At 53.3% G+C, this 5,486-nt stretch carries 2 tRNA genes and 3 rRNA genes; all 5 read left to right on the top strand.

Annotated elements, in window-relative coordinates:
* Nucleotides 1-270 precede the first annotated feature (270 nt).
* Nucleotides 271-1,817: ribosomal RNA gene (locus tag IFT65_RS18440) — 16S ribosomal RNA — on the top strand.
* Nucleotides 1,818-1,908: 91 nt separating this feature from the next.
* Nucleotides 1,909-1,984, top strand: a tRNA-Ala gene (locus tag IFT65_RS18435).
* 20 nt (nucleotides 1,985-2,004) lie between these two features.
* Nucleotides 2,005-2,081: transfer RNA gene (locus tag IFT65_RS18430), tRNA-Ile, on the top strand.
* A gap of 230 nt (nucleotides 2,082-2,311) precedes the next feature.
* Nucleotides 2,312-5,195 (top strand): 23S ribosomal RNA (locus IFT65_RS18425).
* 174 nt (nucleotides 5,196-5,369) lie between these two features.
* Nucleotides 5,370-5,484 (top strand): 5S ribosomal RNA (rrf, locus tag IFT65_RS18420).
* Together the 16S, 23S and 5S rRNA genes with 2 tRNA genes alongside form the textbook arrangement of a ribosomal RNA operon.
* The last annotated feature ends 2 nt before the right edge of the window (nucleotides 5,485-5,486 follow it).

Below are 5,486 nucleotides of genomic sequence, written 5' to 3'. Positions count from 1 at the left end.
AAAAAAGGTGTTGACGAAGCGGAAAAGCCCGCTATAATGGGCGGCTCGCAACGACGGAAACGTCGCTGCACACGGGAACGGCGCTGAGGCCACTTCCCCTGATCTTTGAAAGTATGCGCAGGTATTATTGTGAAGGCGCCCTGCAGGAAGGATGACTAGTCCATTTTGCAGACGTTTGATCAAGCAATAAAGCACGTTCGAAAGAACGTATTGAGTTGCCGGAATCATTCTTCTGTAGCTTTAAGTATTTTGTCTTCGGACATGTAATTTTAAGTGAAGAGTTTGATCCTGGCTCAGAGTGAACGCTGGCGGTAGGCCTAACACATGCAAGTCGAACGGCAGCACAGTAAGAGCTTGCTCTTATGGGTGGCGAGTGGCGGACGGGTGAGGAATACATCGGAATCTACTTTTTCGTGGGGGATAACGTAGGGAAACTTACGCTAATACCGCATACGACCTTCGGGTGAAAGCAGGGGACCTTCGGGCCTTGCGCGATTGAATGAGCCGATGTCGGATTAGCTAGTTGGCGGGGTAAAGGCCCACCAAGGCGACGATCCGTAGCTGGTCTGAGAGGATGATCAGCCACACTGGAACTGAGACACGGTCCAGACTCCTACGGGAGGCAGCAGTGGGGAATATTGGACAATGGGCGCAAGCCTGATCCAGCCATACCGCGTGGGTGAAGAAGGCCTTCGGGTTGTAAAGCCCTTTTGTTGGGAAAGAAAAGCAGCGGGCTAATACCCAGCTGTTCTGACGGTACCCAAAGAATAAGCACCGGCTAACTTCGTGCCAGCAGCCGCGGTAATACGAAGGGTGCAAGCGTTACTCGGAATTACTGGGCGTAAAGCGTGCGTAGGTGGTTGTTTAAGTCTGTTGTGAAAGCCCTGGGCTCAACCTGGGAACTGCAGTGGAAACTGGATGACTAGAGTGTGGTAGAGGGTAGCGGAATTCCCGGTGTAGCAGTGAAATGCGTAGAGATCGGGAGGAACATCCATGGCGAAGGCAGCTACCTGGACCAACACTGACACTGAGGCACGAAAGCGTGGGGAGCAAACAGGATTAGATACCCTGGTAGTCCACGCCCTAAACGATGCGAACTGGATGTTGGGTGCAATTTGGCACGCAGTATCGAAGCTAACGCGTTAAGTTCGCCGCCTGGGGAGTACGGTCGCAAGACTGAAACTCAAAGGAATTGACGGGGGCCCGCACAAGCGGTGGAGTATGTGGTTTAATTCGATGCAACGCGAAGAACCTTACCTGGCCTTGACATGTCGAGAACTTTCCAGAGATGGATTGGTGCCTTCGGGAACTCGAACACAGGTGCTGCATGGCTGTCGTCAGCTCGTGTCGTGAGATGTTGGGTTAAGTCCCGCAACGAGCGCAACCCTTGTCCTTAGTTGCCAGCACGTAATGGTGGGAACTCTAAGGAGACCGCCGGTGACAAACCGGAGGAAGGTGGGGATGACGTCAAGTCATCATGGCCCTTACGGCCAGGGCTACACACGTACTACAATGGTAGGGACAGAGGGCTGCAAGCCGGCGACGGTAAGCCAATCCCAGAAACCCTATCTCAGTCCGGATTGGAGTCTGCAACTCGACTCCATGAAGTCGGAATCGCTAGTAATCGCAGATCAGCATTGCTGCGGTGAATACGTTCCCGGGCCTTGTACACACCGCCCGTCACACCATGGGAGTTTGTTGCACCAGAAGCAGGTAGCTTAACCTTCGGGAGGGCGCTTGCCACGGTGTGGCCGATGACTGGGGTGAAGTCGTAACAAGGTAGCCGTATCGGAAGGTGCGGCTGGATCACCTCCTTTTGAGCATGACAGCATCGTCCTGTCGGGCGTCTTCACAAAGTACCTGCATTCAGAGATTCAAACCGGAAACGGTTTGAGGTGTCCCATTATCGGGGCCTTAGCTCAGCTGGGAGAGCACCTGCTTTGCAAGCAGGGGGTCGTCGGTTCGATCCCGACAGGCTCCACCATGGTTTGAGTCGACGCATTTGGGTCTGTAGCTCAGGTGGTTAGAGCGCACCCCTGATAAGGGTGAGGTCGGTAGTTCGAGTCTACCCAGACCCACCACTCTCTGAATGACATAGCATACTTACTAATTTATATGGATCGGCACTGTGGCCGGTACATGTTCTTTTAAAACTTGTGACGTAGCGAGCGTTTGAGATATCTATCTTGACGTGTCGTGAGGCTAAGGCGGAAGACTTAAATGTCTTCTTATTAATTGAGTCGTTATAGTTCGTATCTGGGCTTTGTACCCCCAGGTCATATATGTAACCCAAGGCAACTTGCGGTTATATGGTCAAGCGAATAAGCGCACACGGTGGATGCCTTGGCGGTCAGAGGCGATGAAGGACGTGGCAGCCTGCGAAAAGTATCGGGGAGCTGGCAACAAGCTTTGATCCGGTAATGTCCGAATGGGGAAACCCACCCGCTTGCGGGTATCCTGCAGTGAATACATAGCTGCTGGAAGCGAACCTGGTGAACTGAAATATCTAAGTAACCAGAGGAAAAGAAATCAACCGAGATTCCGTAAGTAGCGACGAGCGAACGCGGACTAGCCCTTAAGCTGATTTGGTTCTAGGAAAACAGTCTGGAAAGACTGGCCATAGAAGGTGATAGCCCTGTATCTGAAAGGGCCATTTCAGTGAAGACGAGTAGGGCGGGGCACGTGAAACCCTGTCTGAACATGGGGGGACCATCCTCCAAGGCTAAATACTACTGACCGACCGATAGTGAACCAGTACCGTGAGGGAAAGGCGAAAAGAACCCCGGAGAGGGGAGTGAAATAGATCCTGAAACCGTGTGCGTACAAGCAGTAGGAGCCTCGCAAGGGGTGACTGCGTACCTTTTGTATAATGGGTCAGCGACTTACTGTTCGTGGCAAGCTTAACCGTATAGGGGAGGCGAAGGGAAACCGAGTCTGATAAGGGCGCATAGTCGCGGGCAGTAGACCCGAAACCGGGTGATCTAGTCATGGCCAGGGTGAAGGTGCCGTAACAGGTACTGGAGGCCCGAACCCACGTCTGTTGCAAAAGACGGGGATGAGCTGTGATTAGGAGTGAAAAGCTAATCGAACCCGGAGATAGCTGGTTCTCCTCGAAAGCTATTTAGGTAGCGCCTCATATGTATCCTCTCGGGGGTAGAGCACTGTTATGGCTAGGGGGTCATCGCGACTTACCAAACCATTGCAAACTCCGAATACCGAGACGGACTGTATGGGAGACACACGGCGGGTGCTAACGTCCGTCGTGAAAAGGGAAACAACCCAGACCCACAGCTAAGGTCCCAAATTCACTGCTAAGTGGAAAACCATGTGGAAAGGCACAGACAGCCAGGAGGTTGGCTTAGAAGCAGCCACCCTTTAAAGAAAGCGTAATAGCTCACTGGTCGAGTCGGTCTGCGGGGAAGATTTAACGGGGCTAAGCAGTGAACCGAAGCTTGGGGTGTGCAACCTTCAGGGTTGTACGCGGTAGAGGAGCGTTCCGTAAGCCGTTGAAGGTGGATTGAGAAGTCCGCTGGAGGTATCGGAAGTGCGAATGCTGACATGAGTAACGATAATGCGGGTGAAAAACCCGCACGCCGAAAGCCCAAGGTTTCCTTGCGCAACGTTAATCGGCGCAGGGTGAGTCGGCCCCTAAGGCGAGGACGAAAGTCGTAGTCGATGGGAAGCAGGTTAATATTCCTGCACCTCGCGTAAGTGCGATGGAGGGACGGAGAAGGTTAGGCGTACCAGGCGTTGGTTGTCCTGGGGAAAGGCGGTAGGTTTGGATCTTTGGCAAATCCGGGATCCTTTAAGACCGAGCACCGAGACGAGTCTTTAAGACGAAGTCGCTGATACCACGCTTCCAGGAAAAGCTCCTAAGCTTCAGCTTACGCAGACCGTACCGTAAACCGACACAGGTGGGTAGGATGAGAATTCTCAGGCGCTTGAGAGAACTCGGGTGAAGGAACTAGGCAACATGGCACCGTAACTTCGGGAGAAGGTGCACCCTTTTTGGTGGCTCATGCGAGCTATAGCTGAAGAGGGTCGCAGTAACCAGGCCGCTGCGACTGTTTATCAAAAACACAGCACTCTGCAAACACGAAAGTGGACGTATAGGGTGTGACGCCTGCCCGGTGCTGGAAGGTTAATTGATGGGGTCAGCCGCAAGGCGAAGCTCTTGATCGAAGCCCCAGTAAACGGCGGCCGTAACTATAACGGTCCTAAGGTAGCGAAATTCCTTGTCGGGTAAGTTCCGACCTGCACGAATGGCGTAACGACAGCGGCGCTGTCTCCACCCGAGACTCAGTGAAATTGAAATCGCTGTGAAGATGCAGCGTTCCCGTGGCAAGACGGAAAGACCCCGTGAACCTTTACTATAGCTTTACACTGAACGTTGAGTTCGTCTGTGTAGGATAGGTGGGAGGCTATGAAACTGTGGCGCTAGCTGCAGTGGAGCCAACCTTGAAATACCACCCTGTCGTGCTTGACGTTCTAACCTAGGTCCGTAATCCGGATCAGGGACCGTGTATGGTGGGTAGTTTGACTGGGGCGGTCTCCTCCTAAAGAGTAACGGAGGAGCTCGAAGGTACGCTCAGCGCGGTCGGACATCGCGCACTGTGTGCAAAGGCATAAGCGTGCTTGACTGCAAGATCGACGGATCAAGCAGGTAGGAAACTAGGACTTAGTGATCCGGTGGTTCTGTATGGAAGGGCCATCGCTCAACGGATAAAAGGTACTCCGGGGATAACAGGCTGATACCGCCCAAGAGTTCATATCGACGGCGGTGTTTGGCACCTCGATGTCGGCTCATCACATCCTGGGGCTGTAGTCGGTCCCAAGGGTATGGCTGTTCGCCATTTAAAGTGGTACGCGAGCTGGGTTCAGAACGTCGTGAGACAGTTCGGTCCCTATCTGCCATGGGCGTTGGAGATTTGAGAGGGGCTGCTCCTAGTACGAGAGGACCGGAGTGGACGAACCTCTGGTGTTCCGGTTGTCACGCCAGTGGCATTGCCGGGTAGCTATGTTCGGAAGCGATAACCGCTGAAAGCATCTAAGCGGGAAGCGCGCCTCAAGATGAGATCTCCCGGGGCACAAGCCCCCTGAAGGAACCATATAGACTATGTGGTTGATAGGTCAGGTGTGTAAGTACAGCAATGTATTGAGCTAACTGATACTAATGATCCGTGAGGCTTGACCATATAACCTCAAGTTGCCTTGGCCGACATGACATGTCGATAGATCCAAGTGCACGCTACGTCACAAGACCAAACGAGAGGCAGGCGCTGTAGGCGCGTCTCTTTGTAAAGCAGGGTACTAACGTGCCCCGCTCCCTGCAAAGACACGATGACCCACGGCGACACTCCAAACGCCTCCCTGGTGAAATTAGCGCTATGGAACCACCCGATCCCATCCCGAACTCGGAAGTGAAACGTAGCTGCGCCGATGGTAGTGTGGCTCAAGCCATGCGAGAGTAGGTCATCGCCAGGGTT

The organism is Stenotrophomonas sp. CFBP 13725, from assembly GCF_014841935.1.
Lineage (GTDB): Bacteria > Pseudomonadota > Gammaproteobacteria > Xanthomonadales > Xanthomonadaceae > Stenotrophomonas.
The sequence above is the reverse complement of the archived record's forward strand: the minus strand, read 5'-3'. Positions and strand labels throughout refer to the sequence as shown.